22 protein-coding genes and 1 pseudogene are annotated in these 25,422 nt (G+C 59.6%); 10 read left to right on the forward strand and 13 right to left on the reverse strand.

Annotated elements, in window-relative coordinates:
- The first annotated feature begins 4 nt into the window (after positions 1–4).
- Both AOA59_RS30710 and AOA59_RS30715 read left to right on the forward strand, forming a co-directional pair.
- Complete coding sequence (locus AOA59_RS30710) at positions 5–1,486, forward strand: methyl-accepting chemotaxis protein (RefSeq protein ID WP_099490036.1); 1,482 nt, start codon at positions 5–7, stop codon at positions 1,484–1,486.
- Between the two features lie 109 nt (positions 1,487–1,595).
- A pseudogene (locus AOA59_RS30715) lies at positions 1,596–1,844 on the forward strand (terminase); the annotation flags it as partial.
- A 6-nt stretch (positions 1,845–1,850) separates the two neighbouring features.
- Here the strand turns inward: AOA59_RS30715 and AOA59_RS30720 are convergent.
- From AOA59_RS30720 to AOA59_RS30730, 3 genes are all read right to left on the reverse strand, one after another.
- On the reverse strand, positions 1,851–2,648 hold the full coding sequence (locus tag AOA59_RS30720; protein ID WP_099490037.1) for an acyl-CoA thioesterase II: 798 nt from the start codon (positions 2,646–2,648) through the stop codon (positions 1,851–1,853).
- 90 nt (positions 2,649–2,738) lie between these two features.
- Positions 2,739–3,500 (reverse strand): CHAD domain-containing protein, encoded by a 762-nt coding sequence (locus tag AOA59_RS30725; RefSeq protein ID WP_099490038.1) that lies wholly within the window; start codon positions 3,498–3,500, stop codon positions 2,739–2,741.
- 42 nt (positions 3,501–3,542) lie between these two features.
- Entirely contained in the window at positions 3,543–3,821 is a 279-nt protein-coding gene (locus AOA59_RS30730; RefSeq protein WP_010176194.1) for a hypothetical protein, read from the reverse strand.
- Positions 3,822–4,058: 237 nt separating this feature from the next.
- Here AOA59_RS30730 and AOA59_RS30735 point away from each other — a divergent pair, with 237 nt between their 5' ends.
- Entirely contained in the window at positions 4,059–5,096 is a 1,038-nt protein-coding gene (locus tag AOA59_RS30735; protein ID WP_026013612.1) for a patatin-like phospholipase family protein, read from the forward strand.
- 122 nt (positions 5,097–5,218) lie between these two features.
- On the opposite strand, the gene AOA59_RS30740 is transcribed toward AOA59_RS30735, so the two are convergent.
- The 6 genes from AOA59_RS30740 to kdpF form a co-directional block, all read right to left on the reverse strand.
- Positions 5,219–5,908, reverse strand: coding sequence for a response regulator (locus AOA59_RS30740; protein WP_053255124.1), 690 nt, complete (start codon positions 5,906–5,908; stop codon positions 5,219–5,221).
- Positions 5,909–5,945: 37 nt separating this feature from the next.
- A complete protein-coding gene (locus AOA59_RS30745; RefSeq protein WP_065911939.1) occupies positions 5,946–8,597 on the reverse strand; it encodes a sensor histidine kinase KdpD in 2,652 nt (883 codons plus the stop codon).
- Between the two features lie 126 nt (positions 8,598–8,723).
- Positions 8,724–9,269, reverse strand: a complete 546-nt coding sequence (kdpC, locus tag AOA59_RS30750) for a potassium-transporting ATPase subunit KdpC (RefSeq protein WP_099490039.1) — start codon at positions 9,267–9,269, stop codon at positions 8,724–8,726.
- Between the two features lie 82 nt (positions 9,270–9,351).
- A complete protein-coding gene (kdpB, locus tag AOA59_RS30755) occupies positions 9,352–11,409 on the reverse strand; it encodes a potassium-transporting ATPase subunit KdpB (protein WP_371919100.1) in 2,058 nt (685 codons plus the stop codon).
- A 23-nt stretch (positions 11,410–11,432) separates the two neighbouring features.
- Positions 11,433–13,133 (reverse strand): potassium-transporting ATPase subunit KdpA, encoded by a 1,701-nt coding sequence (gene kdpA, locus AOA59_RS30760; protein WP_099490041.1) that lies wholly within the window; start codon positions 13,131–13,133, stop codon positions 11,433–11,435.
- A gap of 9 nt (positions 13,134–13,142) precedes the next feature.
- On the reverse strand, positions 13,143–13,232 hold the full coding sequence (gene kdpF, locus AOA59_RS30765; RefSeq protein WP_003218754.1) for a K(+)-transporting ATPase subunit F: 90 nt from the start codon (positions 13,230–13,232) through the stop codon (positions 13,143–13,145).
- Between the two features lie 414 nt (positions 13,233–13,646).
- On the opposite strand from kdpF, the gene eat reads away from it, so the two are divergent.
- Positions 13,647–15,011, forward strand: coding sequence for an ethanolamine permease (gene eat, locus AOA59_RS30770; RefSeq protein ID WP_056857636.1), 1,365 nt, complete (start codon positions 13,647–13,649; stop codon positions 15,009–15,011).
- Positions 15,012–15,122: 111 nt separating this feature from the next.
- Positions 15,123–15,290, forward strand: coding sequence for a DUF2897 family protein (locus AOA59_RS30775; protein ID WP_017136085.1), 168 nt, complete (start codon positions 15,123–15,125; stop codon positions 15,288–15,290).
- A 6-nt stretch (positions 15,291–15,296) separates the two neighbouring features.
- On the opposite strand, the gene AOA59_RS30780 is transcribed toward AOA59_RS30775, so the two are convergent.
- Together AOA59_RS30780 and AOA59_RS30785 are read right to left on the reverse strand one after the other, a co-directional pair.
- Positions 15,297–16,145, reverse strand: coding sequence for a DUF1989 domain-containing protein (locus AOA59_RS30780; protein WP_099490042.1), 849 nt, complete (start codon positions 16,143–16,145; stop codon positions 15,297–15,299).
- Between the two features lie 15 nt (positions 16,146–16,160).
- Positions 16,161–16,805 carry a GntR family transcriptional regulator gene (locus tag AOA59_RS30785; protein WP_065911948.1) on the reverse strand — a complete coding sequence of 215 codons (645 nt, stop codon included), beginning with the start codon at positions 16,803–16,805 and terminating at the stop codon, positions 16,161–16,163.
- 134 nt (positions 16,806–16,939) lie between these two features.
- On the opposite strand from AOA59_RS30785, the gene AOA59_RS30790 reads away from it, so the two are divergent.
- The gene (locus AOA59_RS30790) at positions 16,940–17,518 is read left to right on the forward strand and encodes a TetR/AcrR family transcriptional regulator (protein ID WP_056857215.1); all 579 of its coding nucleotides are present in this window, start codon (positions 16,940–16,942) and stop codon (positions 17,516–17,518) included.
- Positions 17,519–17,545: 27 nt separating this feature from the next.
- Here AOA59_RS30790 and AOA59_RS30795 read toward each other — a convergent pair whose 3' ends face one another.
- Together AOA59_RS30795 and AOA59_RS30800 are read right to left on the reverse strand one after the other, a co-directional pair.
- Positions 17,546–17,878 (reverse strand): helix-hairpin-helix domain-containing protein, encoded by a 333-nt coding sequence (locus AOA59_RS30795; protein ID WP_058422818.1) that lies wholly within the window; start codon positions 17,876–17,878, stop codon positions 17,546–17,548.
- Positions 17,879–17,989: 111 nt separating this feature from the next.
- The gene (locus AOA59_RS30800) at positions 17,990–19,984 is read right to left on the reverse strand and encodes a nucleoside-diphosphate sugar epimerase/dehydratase (RefSeq protein WP_065911985.1); all 1,995 of its coding nucleotides are present in this window, start codon (positions 19,982–19,984) and stop codon (positions 17,990–17,992) included.
- 1,189 nt (positions 19,985–21,173) lie between these two features.
- On the opposite strand from AOA59_RS30800, the gene wecB reads away from it, so the two are divergent.
- The 4 genes from wecB (at position 21,174) to AOA59_RS30820 (ending at position 25,419) form a co-directional block, all read left to right on the forward strand.
- Positions 21,174–22,313, forward strand: a complete 1,140-nt coding sequence (wecB, locus tag AOA59_RS30805; protein ID WP_099490043.1) for a non-hydrolyzing UDP-N-acetylglucosamine 2-epimerase — start codon at positions 21,174–21,176, stop codon at positions 22,311–22,313.
- The gene (wecC, locus tag AOA59_RS30810) at positions 22,310–23,575 is read left to right on the forward strand and encodes a UDP-N-acetyl-D-mannosamine dehydrogenase (protein ID WP_099490044.1); all 1,266 of its coding nucleotides are present in this window, start codon (positions 22,310–22,312) and stop codon (positions 23,573–23,575) included. The genes wecB and wecC overlap by 4 nt, the downstream gene beginning before the upstream one ends.
- 135 nt (positions 23,576–23,710) lie before the next feature.
- Entirely contained in the window at positions 23,711–24,955 is a 1,245-nt protein-coding gene (locus AOA59_RS30815) for a hypothetical protein (RefSeq protein ID WP_069788682.1), read from the forward strand.
- A 2-nt stretch (positions 24,956–24,957) separates the two neighbouring features.
- Positions 24,958–25,419, forward strand: coding sequence for a serine O-acetyltransferase (locus AOA59_RS30820; RefSeq protein ID WP_056857221.1), 462 nt, complete (start codon positions 24,958–24,960; stop codon positions 25,417–25,419).
- The last annotated feature ends 3 nt before the right edge of the window (positions 25,420–25,422 follow it).

Below are 25,422 nucleotides of genomic sequence, written 5' to 3' on the forward strand. Positions count from 1 at the left end.
TTCCATGGGTGCCTGGCTTAGCAATATCTCGCTGAAATACAAATTCTGGGCCGTGAATGCGGTCGCTTTCATCACCACCCTGCTGCTGGTGCTGTATGCCGTGCAGCTTGAGCAACAGGCCCGCAGCGATGCGTCCCGGGCCTCGGCGCAGGCCCAGGCGCGACTACTCGGTGCCTGGCCGGCCGACACCCCATTACCCAAAGATGAACATTGGCTGACCTTTGCCCGCGGCCAAACCCCATCGTTGGCTGATCAGGATCTGTCCGCCTTGAGCACTGCCAGCGGTTGGGTTGAACTCAATCACATGCCCTTGTTCGGGGAAAACCCACTGATCGGCGCCGAAGTCCTCACACGGGCCGATGGCCAACAGATTGCCGTGCTGGCCTACGGCCGCAGCCTCAGCCAAGTCTTCGGCGAACGCTTTGCCAACTATGCCGTGGCCGTGTTGATCCTCATGCTAGCGATGCTCGGGGCCTCGCAGTTGCTGATCCGCTTCCTGCTCAGCCAACTCAACACCCTCAAGGACGTGATGCTGCACGTGGAGAAGACCGGCGACCTGTCGGCCCGCGTGCCCCTTGCGTGCAAGGACGAGGTGGGCCAGATGGCCAGCGCCTTCAACGCCATGCAAGCCGGTTATCAGCGCGTGGTCAGCACCGTGGCGCGCACCGCCCAGCAACTCGACGATGGCGCCGCACGCCTGGCCAGCAGCATGAACGAGGTGCAGCACGGCATGCTCGGCCAGCAAAGCGAAACCGACCAGGCCGCCACCGCCATCAATGAAATGACCGCCACCGTCTACCATATCGCCCAGCATGCCGGCGCGACCCGCGACCTGTCCCAGACCGCCGACACCCTCGCCGGCAGCGGCCAGGAAGTGGTCACCCGGGTGCAACGCTCCATCGCCGGGCTGTCCACCGGCGTGCAGCAGACGGCCGAAATGATCCAGAAACTCGCTGAAGATAGTCAGAAAATCAACGGTGTAGTCGGCGTGATCCACAGCATCGCCGAACAAACCAACCTGCTTGCCCTCAACGCCGCCATCGAGGCCGCCCGCGCCGGCGAAATGGGCCGTGGTTTTGCCGTGGTGGCCGACGAAGTACGCAACCTGGCCAAGCGTGTGCAAAGCTCCACCGATGAAATCACCCGCATGGTCTCGGCGCTGCAAGCCGGCACCCGCGACGCGGTGGACTTTATGCAGGAAAGCTCGTTCAAGGCCGACGACTGTGTGCAACAGGCCCAGGATGCCGGTGCCGCACTGGCCGAAATCACCAGTGCCGTGGCCCAGATGCGCGAGAGCAACACCCAGATTGCCGTGGCCGCCGAACAGCAGAGCCATGTTGCCGAAGAGATGAACCGCGCGGTGGTGAGCATTCGCGATGTGACCGAGAACACCGTGCAGCAGACGGTGGAGTCGGCCACCACCAGCAATCAGCTGGCGACCTTGGCCGGGGAATTGAGCAAGGCGATCGGGCAGTTGAAGCTATAAGCCAAACAAGGCTGGCTATGGCCTCCATAGCGAGCCTTGATTCGCCGCCGCACCTGCCTGCGACCTAAACTTTGTCCATGTTGTTTCAACGGACAGAGGATTGATCATCATGGGCAAACGTCACCCCAACTTCCCCGCCTGGCAATGGCGCACTCAGCCACAGGCTCATCAGCACCCCACCAACCTGGGCCTGCAATTGATTGCGGTACCTTTGCTGATCATTGGTTTTCTGTTGTTGGTGTCAGGCGTGTTCAGCTTCAGCCTGGCCAGTGTTGCCATCGGCGTCGTCGGTTTGTTGGCAGGCGTGGCGCTGCAACGCCACGGCCGCACGCTGGAAGCCCAGGGCAGCCAGCACTTCTGAGGCTCAGGCGAAGACCACTACCGTCTGGCGGCTGATGGCGATCAACTCGCCGCTCGGACTCCACAGCGCGGCAGCGGCATGGCCGTAGCCGTCGCGGGCGTGCTCGATGCTGACGTAGTACTGGCACCAGTCGAGGGTGGTCAGGTTTTGCAGCGGCTGGATAAACTCGATGGTCCAGGTCAGGGTGCTGCCCGGCGCAGGCTTGGTCAGGTGCGGCAGCAAGGCCGGTGGCCAGGCGTCGACCAGAGCAAGAATATGCGACTCGGTCAGCGGTTCTTCCTTCACGTCCCCACGCAAACGCACCCAACCGCCCATGTCGCGGGATTTAGTACCGGTAAACGGCAGGCCGCCGACACTCCAGCGCATCGCCAGGTGGCGCATGAATTCTGGGGTAACGCCCTTGATATAGGGCAGCTCCTGGCACTCATCCCAGTGTTTGAACAGCGGCGGCGCCTCGCTTGCCACGTCAATCACCGACTCGCGGGCTGCGCCAAAGCTGGCTTGTACCAAGGTCGCCACTTCGCCGTTCTGCACCACACGGCCGAGTAACTGGCTGACCGCTTTGCCTTCGCGCAGCACTTCGACCTGGTAACTGGCGGGTACATCCGGGGCGACCGGGCCGACAAAGGTGATAGCCAGTGAACGCAAAGGGCGATCCGACGGCACTTTGGCGCGCAAGGCTTCGTATTGCAACGCAGCCACCAGGCCACCAAACGTCGCGCGGCCCTGGGCCCATTCGGCGGGGATGGTCACTTCCAGCGGGTTGTTACGGGCGGCATCGAGCAAATCACTAAAGCGCATGACAACCTCACATCCAGAAAACCGATGCCGGGATCTTACCCAGCAGGCTGGCCAGGCACAGCGCCTATTCCGGCCAAAAGCCGGACCGGTTTAGAAACAATCCGCGCTGAGCTTGTCCAGCACCCGATCCGCCTGGCCTTCAGCCTTGGCCATGGTGCGCTGCCAAACCGCAACGCACGGCTGCAGGTCGGGTTGATGTTCAGCCTGGGCCAGCCATTGCCAGCAATCGTGCCAATCGCCCAGGGCGCCTTGCGCTTGCTTGAGGCGCTGCATCGCCTTGGCAGGCAGTTTGTCCAGTTCGGGGTAGGCTTCGGCCGCGTAACGCACGCGCTTGATCAGCAGGCGCAGACGGTGGCGGTCATGATCCGGGTCTTTGAGGGCGTCATCGAGCTTCTGCCATTGCTTGGCCAAGCGCTTTTTGATGCGCGGGCGCAGGCCTTTGAGCAGTTTCTGGTGTTGGGAGGCGCGGATAAAACGCGGGAAGGCATCCAGTATCAGCAGCAAATGCGCGAGTTCCGGGCTTTGCGCCACCTGGCGATAAGCATCGGCCTGCAAGCGCAGGCGCCGGTCGGCCGCCGCGTGATGGCCGTGCTGGTGCAGGTATGCCGCCAGCACCTCGCGGTCGCGCAGCGGCGTGGTCAATTGGCCGACCGTGCTGGCGGCCAATTCAAGCTGCTCGACACCCGGCAGCCCGCGCAAGGGGCGCAACAAACTGCGCAGGCGTCGCACGGTAGTGCGCAGGTCGTGCAAGGCTTCATCGTCGGTGACGGCGGCAAGGCGAGCCTGGCAGCTCAGTAACCCTACTTCCAGGCCAATGACCTGAGCGACTAACTGATCAACCAGCGCTGACATCCCTTCCCCCTTAACCATGAAACCCTAGGCACCGCTCACCGATCAACGCCCGGCGCGCGACTCACGAATGTAGAAGCGCGCTTTCTCGGCCTTGTTGGAACAGCCTTCAAACGCTTCGAATTGCTGCTGGGTCTTGGCGCCGGTCAACAGCGACAAAGCCTTAGAGTAGCTCACGGTGCCGGCAAAGCCTTCGGCCTTGGCCAAATCCAACTCGTGCCAGGCCGCATCCAATTGCGTGCCACAGCTGTCGCGGTATGCGGTTTTGCCGGCACAACCGGCCAGGGCCAACACGATCACAGGCACACACATCCAGGCTTTCATCAATGACACCTCAAATATAGAAAAACAGTCGTAGGCTGTAGACGTTGCCTCCAAGGAAAAGTGCCTTGTGGGCCGCCTGAAATCAGAAGTGTCCATTCAAACGTGCTTTCAGAAGTGCCTGCTCAGAAATGCCTACCGCCAGAGCATACCCGAGGGTTATGGCTATTCTGGAAAAATATTTTGATGCCCTCGGCCGGTAAGCGCATTGTGGGCCACTGTTTTACGAAGGATCTGCTCATGAAAAAACGTGTTGCCTTGGTGCTCGGTTCCGGCGGCGCCCGCGGTTACGCCCACATCGGCGTGATCGAGGAAATCGAACGGCGCGGCTACGACATCGCCTGTATCGCCGGTTGCTCCATGGGCGCCGTGGTGGGCGGGATCTATGCCGCCGGCAAGCTCGACGAATACCGCAACTGGATCGAGAGCCTCGACTACCTGGACGTGCTGCGCCTGGTGGACGTGAGCTTTCGCCTGGGGGCGATACGTGGCGAAAAAGTCTTCGGGCAAATCCGCAAAATCGTCGGCGAGATCAATATCGAAGAGCTGCGTATTCCCTACACCGCCGTGGCCACCGACCTGACCAACCAACAGGAAATCTGGTTCCAGGAAGGCTGCCTGCACCAGGCCATGCGCGCTTCGGCGGCGATTCCCAGCCTGTTCACGCCGGTGATGCAAGGCAACCGCATGCTGGTGGACGGCGGCCTGCTCAACCCGCTGCCGATCGTGCCGGTGGTGTCGAGCCATTGCGACTTGATCATCGCGGTCAACCTCAACGCCACCAACCAGAAGCACTACCACCTGCCGGTGATCCAGCGCCCGCCTGCGTTCAAAAGCCGCTTCAACAGCCTGGCCAAATCACTGGGTTCGCACCTGCCGTTTCGGCGCAAACAGGCCGAGCAATTGATGAAGCTGGAGCAGGAAGCCTTGCAGTCCCAGGCCGCCGAAATCAACCCGTGGCTGGAGTCGGCCGAACCCGAAGCCCAGCAACCTGCGGCGGCCCCGGAAAAACAAGGTGCGCCGAAGTCTGCGACCGGTTCGTTCATCATCGATAACGTCGGCCCGGCGTCACTGCTGGACCTGATCAACCAGAGTTTCGAAGTGATGCAGACCTCGCTGGCGCAATACAAGATCGCCGGTTACCCGCCGGACGTACTGATCAACGTGCCGAAGCGGGTGTGTCGGTTTTTCGAGTTTTACAAGGCGCCGGAGTTGATCGCGTTGGGGCGGGAAATTGCCAGTGATACGTTGGATCGGTATGAGAGTGAGCAACACTGAGATAGGCGGTGTGGTTGATGGCCCTATCGCAGGCAAGCCGGCTCCCACATTTTGATTTGTGAATACATTCAAAGGTGGGAGCTGGCTTGCCTGCGATAAAGCCCGTTCAGGCACCGCAACATTCAGGCATTCAACAACCGATACCCCACACCCGCCTCCGTCACGATAAACCGTGGCTGCGTCGGATCATCCGCCAGTTTCTGACGCAGATGGCCCACCACGATGCGCAGGTAGTGGCTGTCTTCGGTATGGGTCGGCCCCCAGATATCCTTAAGCAATTGCTGCTGGGTAATTACCCGCCCCGGATGCCGCGCCAGCTGCGCCAGCACCGCGTATTCCTTGCGGGTCAAGGCCACCTCGACACCGTCCAGCAGCACCCGGCGATAGGCCAGGTCCACCGTCAACGGGCCGAAACTCAGCGCCGCTTCCTGAGCCTCTCCCGCCGGCGCCTGGCGCAGCAAGGCGCGTACGCGGGCAAGAAATTCCTGGATGCCAAAGGGCTTGGTCACGTAGTCATTGGCGCCGCTGTCCAGGGCTTCGACTTTTTGCACTTCACTGGCGCGCACCGACAGCACCAATACCGGCACCGTCGACCACTCGCGAAACTCGCGCAACACTTGCTGGCCGTCCATGTCGGGCAGGCCAAGGTCGAGCACCAGCAAGTCCGGTTTGCTCAATGCCGCTTGGGCCAGGCCTTCGTTGCCGGTGCCGGCCTCGATCACCTTGTAGCCCTGGGAGGCCAGGCTGATACGCAGGAATTTGCGGATCTGCGGTTCGTCATCAATGACTAGAATCGTCGCGGTCTGGCTCATGGTGTCCAATCAAAATCCGTGGAGAAAAGAGGGTAGCTCAAGGCTCGCGCTCCGGGCCAGGTTGCGTCGGTAACGGCAGGAACAAGCTGATGCAGGTGCCGCGCCCTTCTATACCATCCTCGACGCGGATATGCCCGCCGTGAGCGCCCACCATGCCCTGGCAGATCGCCAGGCCAAGGCCTGTGCCCTGCCCGCCGCGATCACCACGGGCGGCGGTGTAGAACATATCGAAAATCTTCGCACGCTCGTCCTCGGGGATCCCCGGCCCCTCGTCGGCCACTGCAAAAAACAGCTGCTCATCCGCCACGCCGGCACTCACCTGCAAACGGCCGTGGGGCGGTGAAAACCGCGCGGCGTTTTCCAGCACATTGACCAAGGCCTGCTCGATCAACGCCGCGTGTACATACAGCAGCGGCAGCTGCGCCGGCACGTCGGTGTGTACCTGCAACGGCGCCAGCACTGCGCGCAAACGGCCCAGGGCGCTGCCGACGATATCACCCGGCGACACCCAGTCGCGCGCCAGTTTCAGCGCGCCGTGGCCCAGGCGTGTCATGTCCAGCAGGTTCTGGATATAGCGGTCCAGGCGCTCGGCTTCATCGCGGGTGCCTTCCAGCAATTCGCGGCGGTCTTCCAGCGGGATGGCTTCGCCGAGCGCCAGCAGGCTGTCGATGCTGCCGCGCATTGAGGTCAACGGCGTGCGCAAATCGTGGGACACCGAGGCCAGCAAGGCGCTGCGCAGCTGTTCGGTTTCGCCGTGCAGGCGCGCCGATTCCAGCTCCTGCGCCAGTTGCGCGCGCGCCAGCGCCTGGGCCAATGGCTGGCTCAATGCGGTGAGCAGACGACGGCGTTGGCCGCTCAGTTCCAGGCCGGGTTTCGGGCTTACGCCAAGCAAGCCCAACGGGCCCTCCTCCCCCGACAGCGGCCACCACCACCAACGCCCAAACGGCAAGGTGCCGGTGCCCATGCCGGCCGGTTGATCATGCTGCCAGGCCCAATCGGCGGCAGCGCGTTCGGCTTCGGTAAGGTTAAGCGCGGCGCCGGTTTCAACTTTCCAGCCGCCCTGGCCGTCGCGGTTCAGCAGACACAGGTCCAGATCACTCCAGCCTTGCAGATGATGGGCCGCCGCACTGACCACCGCCTGGCGATCAGTGGCCGCCGTGAGCTTGCGCGACAGGTCGAGCAGTTCGCTGGTTTCTTCCTGGGTGTCGCGCAAGGCCTGCAACTGACGACGCTGACGCGCCGCGAGGTTGCCGGTCAACGCCGCCATCAGCAAGAAAAACAACAGGGTCAGCACGTCTTCCTCGCGCTGGATGGAAAAGGAGAAATTCGGCGGGATAAACAGGAAGTCATAAGTCAGGAACGACAGCGCCGCGCACACCAGCGACGGTCCCAGGCTGCTGCGCACGCCGACCAGCAGCACTGCGGCAAGAAACACCAACGAGATGTTCGGCAGCGGCAACACACTGGCTACCGCCCAAGCCAACGCAGCCGCGACGATGGTCGCAACCACCGCCAGGCCATAGTCGAACCACACCAGCCCGCGTACATCCGGCAGGCGCGGCGGCGCGGGCATGTCGTCGCTGTCGAGCACGTTGATCTCCAGACCCCGGGCATTGCGCAGCAAGCGTGCCGCCAAGCCACCCCCGAACAACCGGCGCCGCCAGCGCATCCGCGACTGCCCCACCAGTACCAGGCTGGCGCGGCGTTCGGCGGCATGCTGGATCAGCGTCTTGGCCACTTCACCGGCGCGCAGCAACACCACTTCGCCGCCCAGCCGTTCGGCCAGTTGCTGGGCATTTTGCAGGCGCAGACGCGATTGCTCATCGCGTGCGCGGCCGTTATCGATATGCACCAGGCTCCACGGCAAATGCCGGCGCTGGGCCACGCGGCTGGCGTGACGCACCAGGCGCTCGGCCTGCGCATCACCGTCCACACCCACCAGCAAACGCCCGCGCACCGCCGGGGCCGCCTGGCCAAGCTGGCGGTAGCCTTGGGCCAAATCGTCATCGACATGGGCAGCGGCGGTTTGCATGGCCAGCTCGCGCAGGGCCATCAGGTTGGTCTGGGTGAAGAATGCGTCGATGGCGGCGCGGGCCTGTTCCGGCACATACACCTTGCCGTCGCGCAGGCGCTCCAGCAGCTCGCGGGACGGCAGGTCGATCAGCAGCAGTTCGTCGGCTTCTTGCAGCACCCAGTCGGGCAGAGTTTCACGCACGTGCACGCCGGTGATACCGCGCACCTGATCGTTCAAACTTTCCAGGTGCTGGACGTTGACCGTGGTGAACACGTTGATGCCGGCGGCAAGCAGTTCCTGGATGTCTTGCCAGCGTTTTTCATGGCGGCTGCCGGGGGCGTTGCTATGGGCCAGCTCATCCACCAGCACCAGCTTGGGCTTGGCGGCGAGCAGGCCGTCGAGGTCCATTTCTTCGAGCATCACGCCACGGTATTCGCTGCGCAGCAAGGGTTGCTGCGGCAGGCCGCTGAGCAAGGCTTCGGTCTCGGCGCGGCCGTGGGTTTCCACCACGCCCGCGATCAGGCGCACGCCCTGGCGCAGTTGGGTGTGGGCGGCCTGGAGCATGGCGTAGGTCTTGCCCACACCGGGCGCGGCGCCGAGGAAGACTTTGAGCCGGCCACGTCCGTCCCGTGGCAGATCGGCTAACAGGGCATCGGCGCGGCCGGAGTCGCTCATGCTTTGGGGTTCCTTCAGGTGTTTATTTGGAGTCCTTCAGGCCGTCATCGCGGGCAAGCCCGCTCCCACATTTGGAATGCATTTCCCTGTGGGAGCCGGGCTTGCCCGCGATGAGGGCACCACGGCTTACAACTTTTCCAGCGCCATGTTCAGCGCCAGCACATTCACCACCGGCGGCCCCACCAGCGGGCTTTCGATGTGCTCATCGAGCAAGCGCTGCAGTGTAGACACCGGCACATTTCGCGCCGCCGCCACTCGCGCCAGTTGATAGGCAATCGCCGCCGGTGGCAAGTGTGGATCAAGGCCGCTGCCGGAGGTCGTCAGGGAGGCCAACGGCACCGGCCCCTGGCCTGGCACCCGCTGTTTATTGGCGTCGTCAAAAATGCGTGTGGCCAACGCCGGGTTGCTTGGGGCCAGGTTGCTGGCACTGCTGGAGACCGTGGCAAACGCGCCGGCCGATGGCCGTGGGTGGAACCAGCTGTCACCGGTAAAATCCTGGGCGATCAGGCTGGAACCGCGCACCTTGCCCTCGGCGTCACGCACCAGGCTGCCGTTGGCCTGGTCGGGGAACGCAACCTGGGCGACGCCGGTGACCACCAATGGGTAGGCGACGCCGGTGATCAGGGTCATGAGGACCAGCAGGCTCAGGGCCGGGCGGATCAGGGTGGACATTTCAAATTCCTCGATTCGTTATCAGCGCAGGACGCGGAGCGTCCGGGGCGGCGTTCCCACGCTGAGCGTGGGAACGATCCAGTTACACCAGGTGCAGCGCGGTCAGGAGCATGTCGATCGCCTTGATGCCCACGAACGGCACCACAATCCCGCCCAGCCCGTAGATCAGCAGGTTGCGGCGCAGCAACGCCGCCGCACTCGCCGCCTGTACGCGCACACCGCGCAGTGCCAGGGGAATCAGCACCACAATGATCAGCGCGTTGAAGACGATGGCCGAGAGAATCGCGCTCTGCGGGCTCTGCAGGTGCATCACGTTGAGTACGCCCAGTTGCGGGTAGATCGAGGCGAACAGGGCCGGCAAAATCGCGAAGTATTTGGCCACGTCGTTGGCGATGGAAAAGGTCGTCAACGCGCCGCGTGTCACCAGCAGTTCCTTGCCGATCTGCACCACGTCCAGCAGCTTGGTCGGGTCGCTGTCGAGATCGACCATATTGGCGGCTTCGCGGGCAGCCTGGGTGCCGTCGTTCATCGCCATGCCGACATCGGCCTGGGCCAGCGCCGGGGCGTCGTTGGCGCCGTCGCCGCACATGGCAACCAGGCGACCGTCGTTCTGCTCGTGGCGGATGCGGGCGAGTTTTTTCTCTGGTGTGGCTTCGGCCAGCACGTCGTCCACACCGGCTTCTGCGGCAATTGCGGCGGCGGTCAACGGGTTATCGCCGGTGACCATCACGGTGCGGATCCCGAGCTTGCGCAGTTCGGCAAAACGTTCGCGGATGCCGGGCTTGACCACGTCCTTGAGGTGGATCGCGCCGAGCAGTTTGCCGTCGGCGCATACCAGCAATGGCGTGCCGCCGCTTTGGGCGATCTTGTCGATTTCCCGCGAGAGTGCCGGTTGCAGGTCACCGCGTTGTTGGCCGATAAACGCCAGCAGTGAATCGACCGCGCCTTTGCGGAACACACGCCCTTGGTAGTCGACACCGGACAAGCGCGTTTCGGCACTGAACGGCACGGAGGTCAGCTCCTCCAGGGTTGGCTCGGCCTGAGGGTGCAGCGTGCGCAGGTATTCGACGATGGATTTGCCTTCCGCCGTGTCGTCCGCCAGGGACGCCAGCAGCGCGCCTTCGGCCAGGTCGCGACCGCTGACGCCTGGCGCGGCGATCACGGCGGCACAGCGACGGTTGCCGAAGGTGATGGTGCCGGTCTTGTCCAGCAGCAGCACATGCACGTCACCCGCCGCTTCCACCGCACGCCCGGATTTGGCGATGACGTTGAGGCGTACCAGACGGTCCATACCGGCGATACCGATGGCCGACAACAGGCCGCCGATGGTGGTCGGGATCAACGTCACCAGCAGCGCCACCAGGAACACCAGCGGCAAGCTGCCATTGGCGAAGTGGGCGAACGGCTGCAGGGTGACCACCACCAGCAGGAAGATCAGCGTAAGGCCGATCAGCAGGATATCCAGCGCCACTTCGTTGGGGGTTTTCTGGCGTTTGGCGCCTTCCACCAGTGCGATCATGCGGTCCAGGGTGGACTCGCCGGGGTTGACGGTGATGCGCACCAGTAACCAGTCCGACACCAGCCGCGTGTTGCCGGTAACAGCCGAGCGGTCGCCGCCGGATTCACGGATGACCGGCGCGGATTCGCCAGTGATCGCCGCCTCGTTGACCGCCGCAATACCTTCGATGACCTCGCCGTCACCGGGGATCATTTCCCCGGCGGCGACGCGCACCACATCACCTTTACGCAGGCTGGTGGCCGGCACGACTTTAAAGCTGCCGTCGGCCTCTTTGCGGCGTGCACTGAGGCCTTCGCTGCCAGCTTTGAGGCTGTCGGCGCGGGCCTTGCCGCGACCTTCGGCCAAGGCTTCGGCGAAATTGGCGAACAGCACGGTGAACCACAGCCACACGGCGATTTGCACGGCGACAAAGGTCGGCACGTTAGTGTCCGGCACCAGGCACAGCACGGTGGTGAGGATGGCGGTCAGCTCGACCACCAGCATCACCGGCGAGCGCTGCAGTTGGCGAGGGTCGAGCTTGACGAAAGCCTGGACCAGCGCCGGGCGCCAAAGAGCGGAGATGGCGGTTTTGGCCGGTTCCTGAGTAGTCACAGGGGCCGCATTTTTTGCAGGCATATTCATTTTTTCATATCCCCTCTAGCTCTTTATTTAGGAGCAGCCATGCTCAGGTGTTCAGCAATTGGGCCCAGCGCCAGTGTCGGCAGGAACGTCAGGCCGCCCACCAGCAAAATGGTCACGGTCAACAGGGTCACGAACAGCGGGCCATGGGTGGGGAAGCTGTTCTGGCCTATGGGTGCGGTTTTCTTCATCGCCAGGCTGCCGGCCAGGGCCAGTACCGGAAGGATGTAGCCGAAGCGGCCGATCAACATGCCCAGGCCCAGCATCAGGTTGTGGAACGGCGTGTTGGCGCTGAAACCGCCGAATGCCGAGCCGTTGTTGGCACTGGCTGAGGTGTAGGCGTAGAGCAACTGGCTGAAACCGTGGGGGCCAGGGTTACTGATGGCACCGGCCGGGCCGGGCAGGCTGGCGGCAATGGCGCCGAGCACCAGCACGCCAACCGGCATCACCAAGAGCGTCACGACCAGCAATTGCACTTCCTTGGCCTGCAGCTTTTTGCCCAGGTATTCCGGGGTGCGACCGATCATCAGGCCGGCGAGGAACACCGCGATCAACACGTTGAGCAACATGCCGTACATACCGGCGCCGACGCCGCCGAAGATCACTTCGCCGACCATCATGTTGACCAGCGAGACCATCCCGGTCAGCGGGTTGAGGCTGTCTTGCATGCCATTGACCGAACCGTTGGACGCCGCCGTGGTGGTCACCGACCACAACACCGTGCCGGTGGTGCCAAAGCGCGCTTCCTTGCCTTCCAGCGGTGCGGTTTGCTCGACCGCCGGGTTGTTCAGGGTCGGGTTGGGCTGGTATTCGGCCCACAGCGACGTCGCGCCGCCGATCAGGAACAGCGCCAGCATGCAGCCGAGAATCGCGCGGCTCTGACGCAGGTCCTTCACGTAGTGACCGAAGGTGAACACCAGCGCCACCGGAATCAGGATGATTGCCGACACCTCGAACAGGTTGGCCCAGGCGGTCGGGTCTTCAAACGGGTGCGCCGAGTTGACGCCAAAGAAGCCGCCGCCATTGGTGCCCAGTTGCTTGATCGCAATCTGGCTGGCAGCCGGGCCGAGTGGGATCACTTGGTCCACGCCCTGCATCGTCACGGCATTCACATAGTGCGCGAAGGTTTGCGGCACGCCCTGCCACACCAGGAACAACGCAAACACCAGGCACAGCGGCAGCAAGCCGTAGAGGGTGGCGCGGGTCATGTCAACCCAGAAGTTGCCCAGGGTTTTGGTGGACTTGCGCCCGATACCCCGGCACAGCGCGACCAGCACAGCCAGGCCGGTGGCGGCGCTGACGAAGTTCTGCACGGTGAGGCCGATCATCTGGCTGAGGTAGCTCAGGGAGGCTTCACCGCTGTAGTTCTGCCAGTTGGTGTTGGTCATGAAACTGACCGCCGTGTTGAACGCCAGGGTCCATTCCTGCCCCGGCAATTTCTGCGGGTTGAGTGGCAGATATTCCTGGAACAACAGCACAGCAAACAGCAACACAAAACCGGCCAGGTTGAACGCCAGCAGCGCCAGCGTGTATTTCTGCCAGCTCTGTTCCTGGTGCTCGTCCACGCCGGACAGGCGATAACAGGCGCGCTCGACGGGGCCGAGCACCGGCGAGAGCCAGGTGCGCTGGCCTTCCATCACCTTGTAGTAGAACCGCCCCAGGAACGGTGCCGGCACCAGCACCACGGCAAAGAAGGCGATGATCAGCCAATAGTCATAACTGTGCATAGCCTGCTCCTAGTTCCGATCCGCGCGTAACAGCGCAACCAGCAGATAAATGAACAGCGCCACGGCCAATAGCAGTGACACCCCGTCCAGAACGCTCATGGAAGTTTCTCCGTTTTGCGGCGATTGCCGCGTGTGGAGCAATTGTCGGCAGGAGTGGCGTAAAGGAACGAGAGCGAGGGTATGGGCGGGGCGTAAAGACGGCGTAAAGAGTGGCTTTATGCGGGGTTTACAGAGGGATTTTCAGCGGCTTGGCGGGCCTCATCGCGGGCAAGCCCGGCTCCCACCTTTGATCGCTGCCCACCAAGCCACCTCGGTCACTGTGGGAGCCGGGCTTGCCCGCGATGGCGTCGGTGCGGCCACAACCGCCCCCATCTGGTGCAACGCAGTAAAAAATTCAAACGCCAAACCGTCCCCGTGGCGACAGTTCGGCGCCTTTACGACATGAGTTCCGGCGATGGCATGGCCGCTGCAACACCCAGTAATCATTCCAAACCGTTCAGGGAGCGCCACACGATGAACACACAACTCAAACCCACCTTGGGCACCCTGCATTTATGGGGCATTGCCGTCGGGCTGGTGATTTCCGGCGAATACTTCGGCTGGAGCTATGGCTGGGGCGTGGCCGGTACGCTGGGTTTTCTGGTGACCTCGTTGATGGTCGCCGCCATGTACACCTGCTTTATATTCAGTTTTACCGAACTGACCACCGCGATTCCTCACGCGGGCGGGCCGTTTGCCTACAGCCGTCGCGCCTTCGGCGAAAAAGGCGGCTTGATCGCGGGCCTGGCGACATTGATCGAATTTGTCTTCGCACCGCCGGCGATTGCCTTGGCCATCGGCGCTTACCTGAACGTGCAGTTCCCGGCACTCGACCCGAAGCACGCCGCCGTGGGGGCCTACATCGTGTTCATGGGCCTGAATATCCTCGGAGTGAAGCTCGCCGCGACCTTTGAGCTGGTGGTGTGCGTACTCGCCGTCGCTGAATTGCTGGTATTTATGGGCGTGGTTGCGCCGGCGTTCAGCTTCAGCAACTTCGCCCTGAACGGCTGGGCGGGTTCCGACACCTTCGGCGCGCCGGCGATTGCCGGGATGTTTGCGGCCATTCCTTTCGCCATCTGGTTCTTCCTCGCCATCGAAGGCGCAGCCATGGCGGCTGAAGAAGCGAAAGACCCCAAGCGCACCATTCCAAAAGCCTATATCAGCGGCATCCTGACCTTGGTGATCCTGGCCATGGGCGTGATGTTCTTTGCCGGTGGCGTGGGCGACTGGCGCACCCTGTCGAACATCAACGACCCGTTGCCGCAGGCGATGAAAAGCGTGGTGGGCACCGGCTCCGGCTGGCTGCACATGTTGGTGTGGATCGGCCTGTTTGGCCTGGTAGCGAGCTTTCACGGCATCATCCTTGGCTATTCGCGCCAATTCTTTGCCCTGGCCCGCGCCGGTTACTTGCCGCCGTTCCTGGCCAAACTCTCGCGTTTTCAGACACCGCACCGGGCAATCATCGCCGGCGGTGTGGTCGGTATCGCTGCGATCTACAGCGATGGCCTGATCAACCTGGGTGGCATGACGCTGACCGCAGCGATGATCACCATGGCGGTGTTCGGCGCCATCGTGATGTACATCATGAGCATGCTCAGCCTGTTCAAGCTGCGTAAGACCGAACCGCTACTGGAGCGCACATTCCGCGCGCCGGGTTATCCGGTCGTGCCCGCTATTGCGCTGGTACTGGCGCTGGTGTGCTTGGTGGCCATGGCCTGGTTCAATGCGCTGATCGGCCTGATATTCCTGGGCTTTATGCTGGCGGGGTTCATCTACTTCCAGCTGACCGCCCAAGACCGTGCCGATGCACCGGCTGACGCGATGTTGACCGGGCGCTAAAGTTAACGAGGCGGAACAGGCCTACAATGAACTACTCAGAAAGCCTGTTACTCAAAGCCGTTATTAGCGTGGGAACATTCTCCGACGCTGGTCCGCCTCAAGGAGAGCCTTATGCCGTGGTATGCGTGGTTGATTTTAGTGGTAGCGATCGGGTCGATCGTCGGTGGGCTGCTGATGCTGCGTGACAGCGCCAACAAGGTGGAACTCACCGACGAACAACGCAAACGCGTGGTCGAGCGCAACGCCCAGGCAGATGCCAAGGATGCGCAGGACCGCTGAGGCGGGTTACTCCCAGTCTGCCTTGGCAATATGCAAGCCGTGCTGCCCCTTGTAGGCAGCACGCTCAGGCTGGCTCCAGCCGTTGAGCAACGCCTCCTCCAAACGATAAATCTCTACGCCCAGCGGGCGGCACACCGTCAAAGGGTCTTGTGCGTCCGGCCCCCACATCGGTAGCGACAGGTCCCCTCCCGGGCATGTCGACAAGGCGCAGAGCAAATCAATCTCGGCAAAAAACTCCAGGTAATCGCCCTTCTGCGCCGGGCAGGCTTTCATGAAGTACATGTCGTCATGATTAAGGCCGGTGCACTGGAAAATATTCAGCACGTCGTGCACATCAAATTCAGTCAGGCCATGGGGCAGCACGGCGCGGGTCAAGTTGGAATGGCAGTGGTGGTGGAAGTCTTCGCCGGTGAGCATGCGGTTCACATACGGGTCACAGCGGGTGCCGAGCAAATCGTGCAGGCGCCCGCCGTGTTCATCGATGCCATAGCTCGCCAGGCTGTCATCGGTGATGGTCACCAGGGGGCGCAGAAACGGCAGGTTCGACCATAGCCGGTCATGGGTGCTGACATGGGCGCCCTGCAACTGCCGCGTGCGTGCCGCCCATAGGCGTTCGCGCGGGTCATTGGCGTTCCACACGTTAAAATCGCCGACCTGCGGGCCTACCGGCGTCGTCACGCGAAACACATGCCCAGCCGGCACTTTCCACGCCCTGCCCGTGCGAATCGGCACTTCAAACTGCTCGATCAAGGTACGTTTATCCGCCTGGTCGCGAATACGCGCGTAGAAGGCGGTGTCCACTTGCAGCGCCGAGCCTTTGCTGACCTGATAGGCGGCCGGATAGTCTTTGTACATGGGTGCAATCCTCCATCAAGGGTAATCAAACAGCGCCAGGGACAGGCGTTCGGAATCGTGCAGGTAAAGGCTCATCGCCTCCTGCGCAGCCGATTTATTGCCGTTTGCCAGCAAGGTGTAGATCTCACGATCACGCTCCAGCCAGGGCGACTGGAAGCGTTGTTCATCGGGCGCCGCGCAAAACACCAGGCGCAATTGAGCGATCACTTGGGCGAAGAACTCGTCGAATAATGGGCTGCGCATCAACCCGACAATGTGCTGGTGGAACACCAGGCTGTGAGTGGCCACGGCGCGCCAATCTTCACGCTCGCGCGCCAGCGTGGTGGCTTCGATGGCATGTTGCATGCGCACGTCGTGGTCGCCCGCCAGCGTGCCGCTCTGGGCGATGGCCTGCAGTTCAAGGGTACGGCGTACCACGAACAGGTCACGCACTTCATCGCGTGCCACGCGCCGGACCATCACGCCTTTGTTGCGGACATAGCGGGTGAGCCCCTCCTGCCCCAAGCGGTGTAACGCTTCGCGAATGGTATTGCGCGAGGCGTTATAGCGTTTGACCAGGTCCACTTCGACCAGCGCCATCCCCGGTAACAGCCGCCCACCCATGATGTCGGCGCGCAGCTCAAGGGCAATCTGATCGGCTAAAGACAAACTGAGCGTCATCACCGCGCCTCGATTGTTGAACAATGTCTGAGCCAGATGTAATCACTTTTCATGCCAGGCCCGCTCGAGGCTGTCGCTATGGGTAAAAAGGATTTAACTTCGCTAACATGCGCACTCGTTCCAGAGGTCGCCCCATGCGTTATTCAACAGATCACAAAGCTCAGACTCACCAGCGCATCATCAAGGAAGCCTCCGTACGGTTTCGCCGCGACGGTATTGGCGCCACCGGCCTGCAGCCCTTGATGAAAGCGTTGAACCTGACACACGGCGGGTTCTATGCGCATTTCAAGTCCAAGAATGAGCTGGTGGACAAGGCCCTGTTGGCCGCCGCTGCGGAACTCGATGCCCATTGCGCAACGTTGTTCAGCCAGGAACGGCCACTGGATGCGTTTATCGACAGCTACCTGTCGCCATGGCACCAGACCTCGCCGGGTGAAGGCTGCCCGCTGCCCACGATGTCGTCGGAGTTGGGCCTGCGAGGGCAACATAGCCCGGTAACGGATGCGGTACTGGAAGCCAGGCTGACCCAGATCGACTCGGCATTGGAGCACCCGAAGGGTGACCACGAGAGCCTGGTACTGATGTCGACGTTGGTGGGCGCCCTGGTGCTGGCCAGAAGCGTCGAAAGCCAGGAAATGGCAGCCCGCATCATGGAGGTGGTAAGCGGGTGTTTGAAAGAACAGGTCTCGGACAAACAGAAGGCCGGTCAGTGACCGGCCTTCTGTCCAGGGCTCACACCCTTAGTTGATCGCCAGCCTGTCGCGGTTTTTCTCCAGCAACGCCTTGCCGATGCCTTTGACTTCCAGCAACTCGTCGACCGCCGTGAAAGGCCCGTTACTGTCACGATAGGCGATGATCGCCTTGGCCTTGGCGGCGCCAATCCCGAACAGGTCGCGGCGCAGAACTTCAGCGTCGGCGGTGTTGAGATTGACCTTGGTGGATTGCTCGACGTTGGCCATTTGAGCCGTGATAGGCGCTGGGGCTTCGGCTTTGATGGAAGGGGCTGCGGTGGTTGCTACGGAGAGGCTGGTGAGGACGGCAAAGATCAGGGAAGAGATATAGGCATTTTGCATTGGTGACACTCCATGACATCGGTAAAAGAAAAGCAGCTTTCCAAAAGCTGCTTTTCTAACTTAGGCGATGTGGCGAGAGAGTCAAAAACGGGTGAGTAACAGGGTGTTAACTCACGGCTCCAAACGGCGCTGCTGGTAGATCCAATCGACGATTTCGCCGTCGGGCGAGTAGCCACTGACTGTTTCGCGCAGGATCTGACGCACGCGGGTGTAGTCGTCCTCACTCACCGCGCCCAGCAATTCGCTCAGTTTGCTTTTGAGTACGTCCCACGCCAGGTGGTCCTCGTTGGCGCTCATAATCATCGGGTGCTGGGTAGCGACGACGTTGTTGCCGATCAGCAATTCCTCGTAAAGCTTTTCGCCTGGGCGCAATCCGGTGAACTCGATCGCGATATCCCCGTGAGGGTTTTTATCCGTGCGCACGCTCAGCCCGGATAAATGAATCATCTTTTCCGCAAGCTCTACAATTTTTACGGGTTCACCCATGTCCAGAACGAACACGTCCCCGCCTTGCCCCATGGAACCGGCCTGGATCACCAGTTGGGCCGCTTCGGGTATGGTCATGAAATAACGCGTAATTTTTGGGTGTGTGACGGTCAACGGACCGCCCGCCTTGATCTGCCGGTGAAACAGCGGAATCACTGAGCCGGAAGAACCCAGAACATTGCCGAACCTGACCATCGTGAAGCGTGTTTTGTTGACGCGCGCCACGCCAGACTTGTCGCCAAACATCACCGGCGCTTTTTCAACGCTCAGGGCTTGCAGGGCTAATTCTGCAAGGCGCTTGGTACTCCCCATCACATTGGTGGGTCGAACAGCCTTGTCGGTGGAAATCAGCACAAAGTTCACCACGCCGGCCTTCAAGGCTGCCTGGGCGGTATTCAAAGTACCGATGATGTTATTCAGGACACCTTCGGCGATGTTGTGCTCGACAATCGGCACATGTTTATAGGCAGCCGCATGATAAACCGTGTCGACGTGCCAGCTTTTCATGACATCAAGTAATTTATTTTCGTCGCGTACCGACCCCAGGATAGGCAATAACTTAATGGGCATCGACTCATGCGCAACGCGGTGCTCAAGTTCGGACAGGATACTGTAGAGGTTGAATTCGCTGTGTTCGAACAAGAGTAAGGTCTTGGGTTTCTGCGTCAAAATCTGCCGGCATAGCTCAGACCCAATCGATCCCCCTGCTCCAGTGACCAGGACAGACTGGCCCACGATACAACGTGCAAGCAGGTCTTCCTGGGCTGGCACTGCATCACGCCCCAACAAGTCGGCAATATCGACTTCTTGAATATCGTCGACCTTGACGCGACCACTGGCCAGGTCCATAAAATCAGGCACGCTGCGCACATGCAGCGGAAAACGCTCAAGGTTAGAGAGAATCTCACGCCTGCGCCCGCGGCCCGCAGAAGGCACTGCAAGCAATATCTGCTGAGCGCCCGTCGTGTCGATCATCTGCTGAATATGCTTGGGCTTGAACACCTGCAGCCCGGAGATGACACGACCTGCGATACTCCCGTCGTCATCAATAAAGGCGACCGGCCGCATGACACGCCCCATGCGCAACGCAGCGACCAATTGATTACCCGCCGAGCCGGCTCCGTAAATGGCAACTTTCGTTAATCCATCATCACGATTGGTAAAGGGAACATGCTGCGCTGCAGAGAACCAATCGCCCATGAAGTACTGGCGCATCGCTAGTCTCAATCCGCCCACGGTCACCAGGCACAACCACCAATAATTGAAAATAACCGAGCGTGGAACAACGTATTGATGGTTGCTGTAAAGATAGACAGCCAAGCCGAGAACAAGTGAAGAAAGGCTCACCGCTTTGATAATAGTAATAAGTGCATCGTTACCAAAGTAACGCATGACGGCGCGGTACATGCCAAAGCGAACAAACAGGGGAATGGCGATCACCGGAGCGCTCAAGAACAGCCATAAGTATCGCTGGATCGGCTGTTCCATCTCGGCAATCCCAAGTCGTACGACGAAGGCCATCCATAATGAAATCCACACCAGTACAATATCGACAAGCACCTGAAGAATGCGCTTGTGGCGGCGCGGGAGATTTAATAAAAAAACTCTCATCTTATCCATGCCCTTCTCCAACACTTTTCCACGCTCCTAGAATCAAAACCGTGCCCGCGAATAGACGAAAATAGCGATCCATAATGAATAACCAGCACTGAACAAAAATCGTACAAGCACGGCAACCGCATCAAAATCTCCCTTCAGAAAAATCGCACTCCTTTGACGACCTTTCCCTGGGTTAATAACCCCTATTCTGTACTGAAAACACCACGGCGTTACCCGACACCTACAGTAAACACCATAGATCGGATGATACCCCTGTTGTGCGGGAAATCCTTTGAAATCCTTTGTCCGTCCCAAAAAAACCAAGGCGAGTGAGCGTTGGCCCCCACGAAACCGAGGGGTTCGAGCGCTCACCAACAAAAAATGGCGAACACCTGACAAGCTGCTAGGCTTGGCCCGAGACGTTGAGTTGCAGTCGAATCATTAGCTAGCATAGCAACAGTCCCGTATAGCAAAATGTAACAAAAGTGGTCACCTTTAAAACAATGCAAGAGAGGCTGATATCACTGTCTATGTTCACCATAAGGCATAGCTGGATTCTAAGTCCCGCCCTCTAGAACGTCCGGCAAAGGCCCTTGGAGAGCCAAGTCGAACAGCTGTTCCATTCCAGTCTTGGAAAAAAAACGCCTAAAGAGGCTATACTCGGCAACGCGTTCACCTGTGCCACTACAGCGGAAAGCATTGTAGGAAAAGTCCGTAAGAGTCCGCCATGACAAAAATAACCGGATCAACAGCACTTGATGGTTGACCTTAATGATAAAAATGCTAATCAGCCATCATGTTTTAACGAAACCAAACAGCCCCAACGCGAGCAAATTGTGTCTTGGAGCCGAATGACAAGGATACTTTAGAGTATGCGCACTACTTGCTGAGTGACCATCGCAGGTGTACATACGCACTGCCAAACTGGACGAAAGGAGGCCGCCCGAGAATCGTCACTAGACCCAGGCATATGGCTTGGAATTCTCACGAACCTCAACACACGGGCATGCAAATGCCGGCGAGTGGAATTCCAAAAAATAACGCATGCACAACTCTCAGATGTCATGTTCCCACTATCTGATTGTGCTGTCCCGCGGCCCTGTGCCCTGGCATAGCGTGTGCAAAAACGTATCACAACTGACGGCACCTAATCCGCGGATTATGACGTAAGCGTGCATTGATTTTTACTTTAATAAGTAGCGGTGTTGCGATGACTTTAAGAACCCTGTGTGTATTCGGCACACGACCTGAAGCAATCAAAATGGCTCCCTTGGCGTTGAGCCTTGCAGCCGATGAGCGCTTCAATGCCAAGGTCTGCGTGACTGGACAGCACCGAGAAATGCTCGACCAGGTGCTCAATCTCTTTGAAATCAAGCCTGATTTCGATTTGAACATCATGAAGTCAGGCCAGGATCTGACCGATGTCACGAGTGCCATCTTGCAGGGAATGAAAACTGTCTTCGCAACATTCAAACCGGATATCGTCCTGGTCCATGGCGACACGGCGACGACGTTCGCCACCACATTGGCCGCTTACTATCACCAAATTCCCGTGGCTCACGTCGAAGCCGGCCTGCGCACCGGAAATCTCTATTCTCCGTGGCCTGAAGAGGCAAACCGCAAGCTGACTGGCGCTCTTGCGGCATTGCACTTCGCGCCGACTGAAACGTCCAGGCAGAACTTGCTGAGAGAGGGGGTCGCAAGCCAAAGCGTCCATGTGACCGGCAACACTGTCATTGACGCATTGCTGGATGTGGTGGGCCGAATCAAGACCCATCCGGCCCTGCAGCAGCAATTTCACCAGCAGTTCTCATTCCTGGGTGATTGCCGGCGAGTGATCCTGGTCACGGGTCATCGCCGCGAGAGTTTCGGCGGCGGCTTTGAGAATATCTGCCAGGCCTTGATCACTATCGCCAGGGAGTTTCCCGATGTCGAGATTGTGTACCCCGTTCACCTGAATCCGAATGTACGCGAGCCAGTCAATCGATTGCTCAGCGACATCCAGAATATCCATCTGATTGAACCCCTAGATTATCTGCCCTTCGTGTATTTGATGGATCGGTCTTATCTGATTTTGAGTGATTCAGGTGGCATTCAGGAAGAAGCCCCTTCTTTAGGCAAACCTGTGCTGGTGATGCGTGACACCACTGAGCGTCCAGAGGCGGTCGACGCAGGCACAGTAAAACTTGTCGGCACCGAAATTGAGGCCATTACCTCCAACTTGAGAGTCCTGCTGACGGATGTTGAAGCCTATGGCCAGATGAGCTTCGCTCATAACCCCTATGGTGACGGAAAAGCATCCGCACGAATTCTCGATGCACTTTCACGAATTAAAAAGGCCAATTCATGAGCTTTGAAACTGTTTCTGTAGTCGGCCTCGGCTATATCGGGCTTCCAACGGCAGCCGTTTTCGCTGCACGCAAGAAAAAAGTCATCGGCGTCGACGTTAACCCGAACACAGTGGCAACCATCAACCGCGGCGAAATCCATATTATTGAACCGGATCTGGACATCGTCGTGCGCGCCGCCGTCACCGAAGGGTATTTGCGAGCAACTGTAACCGCAGAGCCGGCCGACGCCTTCCTGATTGCCGTCCCGACCCCCTTCAAGGGCGATCACGAACCTGATCTTTCCTACATCGAATCAGCCAGTCGAGCCATTGCCCCCGTCCTGAAAAAAGGGGATTTGGTCGTGCTGGAATCAACCTCTCCAGTCGGCGCTACCGAGCAAATATCTGCATGGCTGGCCGAAGCCCGTCCGGACCTGACCTTCCCGCAAACCCATGGCGCGGAATCCGACATCCGCATAGCGCATTGCCCGGAGCGCGTGCTGCCGGGTCATGTACTGCGCGAGCTGATTGAAAACGATCGCATCATCGGCGGGCTTACCAGCAAATGTTCAGAGGCTGCGCGGTCTCTGTATAAAACCTTCGTTGAGGGTGAATGCATCATCACCGACGCCCGCACTGCCGAAATGTGCAAACTCACAGAAAACAGCTTTCGCGACGTGAATATCGCGTTTGCCAATGAACTGTCGATGATCTGCGACGAACTCAACATCAATGTATGGGAGCTGATCCGCCTCGCGAATCACCACCCTCGCGTTAATATCCTGCAACCTGGCCCCGGTGTGGGCGGCCACTGCATCGCTGTCGACCCCTGGTTCATTGTCAGCAAAACACCCGCCCGGGCGCGCCTGATCCGCACCGCAAGGGAAGTCAATGACAGCAAGCCAAAGTGGGTATTGGAGCAGGTTCAACTGGCCATCGGTCAATTCCTGCAGGAACACCCGTCGAAAACGGCCAAGGACGTCACGGTTGCCTGCCTCGGGCTGGCCTTCAAGCCGGACATCGACGACTTGCGTGAGAGCCCATCTGTGGAGATCACCGCGCACATTGCCCAGTCCCATCCCGGTACTGTGCTGGCGGTTGAACCGAACATCGCGAACCTGCCGGCTCGCCTTGAAGGTATTGCAACGCTGAGCGGAATCGATCAGGCGCTGTCATCTGCGCAGGTGATTGTCCTGCTGGTCGATCACAGCGCATTCAAGAAGATCCAGGGCTCACGCCTGTCATCGCTCAAAGTCATCGACACACGCGGTGTGTGGGCTTGATAACGCCTGATAAATCCCGCCTGGAAACCGACGCAAGCCGTTAGTATTGCGTCGGTTTCCGAGCACCGCGTTGGGCATGTTTGTTAAATGATCATGCCATTGCATTTGTCATGATGAGGTTCAAGAGGTTCTGGCATGGTCAACCTATTGATCCAGGTGCTGACACTGATAAGTGGCCTGGTTGTTAACTTTGTGATTCCCGGACTTTACGGATTGGAAGCGTATGGCGCATTCATCAAGGCCAACGTGCTGGTATTTTTATTTCAAAAACTCTTGGATATCGTCAATGAGCAACTGATTGCCACCGTGGAGGCCGAGTACATTCTGGTGACTTCATTATTTATGGCCGTACTGATTTTTGTACTGTTCAGCGCTGTGAACCTGATTGATCACATCGGCAACCCCCTCCTGCTTGGGGTGATGCTTTTAAGCTCGGCATGCCTGTTATCGCTGTTCGGGCTGCGCCTGCAACGCTGGATCGTGGCCTACCTGGTGCTATTTCTTGGCGTGTTTTTCACGCTCCTATTTATCAGCTACCAACAGCTAGTGCCGCTGACTATCGTCGACATACTGATTCTGACCAATTTGATTCCGTGCGTATTTGCCGTAGCGGTGCTGTTTTTCAAAGGTGCGAAACTGCCGGTCGGCAAACAGCTGTTGCAGACCTGCCAAGGTGTGCTGTTGTTATTACCCAGAATGATATCCATCACCCTGGTGTTCAACCTGTTCACTAACATCTTGCCCTTCATTCTTTCCAAGAGCCTGCCCGTCCGCGATCTTGGATTGTTCAGGGTCATCGTCTCGATCATTCAATCAGCCACCAGCCTGTTCCCCATCAACGTCAGGGCAGTCTTTGTCGCATTCGTCTCGGGCGGGCAACGTCAAGCGCACTATAGAATCATCACGTCAGTGGCGATTTTCTACTTCGCGTTGGTGGGCTTGTCGGGGTACGCGGCGGTTTGGCTGTTCCCTCAGTACTCGAACTATCTGGTGATGCTGCCCTGCCTGCCAGTGCTGTACTGGGCAGTGGTGACAGAGCGCTATCTGGTCGCCTCCGGCCTGCACCGCAAAGTCATCGTGGCAAACCTGGTCATTGCCCCACTGGCCATAACCAGCATGATTCTATTTGTCAAAGACTTGAACCAGGCGCAGTTGTTCTACGCTATCGGGTTCTCGGCCTATTTGCTGTTCCTGCACATAAGCTGCCGTCCTGGCATTCGCTTGCCGGTGGTTTTTTGGGTCGCGTTACTTTCACCCCTGACTATCTTTTTGACACACATGAGCTTGGTCTGGGCCGTGCTGTATATGGGCTCGCTCATGATCATCGCAGTGGGAGCACTCCAGCTTCGACCCGCCGATCTTCGCACGCTGAGGTTTTAACCGTGAATGCAGTAAAACTTTATCGAGTTGGAAACTGGCTGCACCGGCATCGAGTGCCGTTATTACCAGGCCTTGTTCGAAATGTGATTTTCCTATTGTTCAACTCTTACATTCCAATCACCGCGACGATCGGAAGGGGCACGATATTCGCCTATGGTGCGATCGGCGTCGTACTGCACGCGAATGCCAAGGTTGGCGACGGCTGCGTGCTGGGCCAAGGCATCACCATCGGCGCCGCAGAGGGCTATGTCACCAGCGAGATCAATCGCTGCCCCGTCATCGGTGACAACTGCTACATAGGCGCCGGGGCAAAGATCATTGGCGACATCGTCATCGGAAACAACTGTCAAATTGGCGCTTCGGCGGTCGTATTGAAAGACGTGCCTGATAATTCAATCGTTGTGGGAATACCCGCAAAAGTGATTGGACAAACAGCCAGCGACTATAAAGCCATACGCCCTTGAACA

The organism is Pseudomonas sp. 2822-15 (genome assembly GCF_002742515.1).
In the GTDB taxonomy this organism is placed as follows: Bacteria; Pseudomonadota; Gammaproteobacteria; order Pseudomonadales; family Pseudomonadaceae; genus Aquipseudomonas; species Aquipseudomonas salomonii.